We start from the raw sequence: 567 nt of genomic DNA on the forward strand, positions 1-567 counted from the left end.
CGTCATCATCGGGGCGATCCCCGGCGTGGGCCCGGCGGTCGCCATCGCCATCCTGTTGCCCGCGACCTTCGGCATGGAGCCGATCGTCGGCCTGACCTTGCTGCTGGGCATCTATGGCTCGGCGCTGTTCGGCGGCTCGATCCCGTCCATCCTGATCAACACGCCCGGCACGCCGGTCAACGCGCTGACCACCTATGACGGCTTCCCGATGACCAAGGCCGGAGAGGCGCCGCGCGCCTTGGGCCTCAGCTTCGGCGCCTCGTTCTTCGGGGGGATTTTCGCGGTGATCGCGCTGATCGTCCTGTCGCCGGTGCTGGCCCGGATCGCGCCGATGTTCGGCTCGCGCGAGATCTTCCTCGCCGCGTTGTTGGGCTGCGTGCTGGTCGTCGTCGCGCATCGGGGCCAATCGCTGGCCGCCGGTGCATTGCTGATGTTCGGCCTGTTTTTGAACACCGTGGGGATGGAGGCCAACAATTACACCCAACGCTACACCTTCGATCTGGCGTTCCTGACGCAGGGTGTGAACCTGATCGTCGTCGTGCTGGGCCTCTTCGCGGTCTCGCAAGC

At 66.3% G+C, this 567-nt stretch carries 1 protein-coding gene; it reads left to right on the plus strand.

Annotation, left to right across the window (positions count from 1 at the left end):
- Positions 1 to 567, plus strand: a 567-nt coding sequence (locus tag BTA51_RS28910) for a tripartite tricarboxylate transporter permease (RefSeq protein ID WP_141215708.1), incomplete at both ends; no start/stop codon positions are given.

Source organism: Hahella sp. CCB-MM4 (genome assembly GCF_002260525.1).
Lineage (GTDB): Bacteria > Pseudomonadota > Gammaproteobacteria > Pseudomonadales > Oleiphilaceae > Hahella.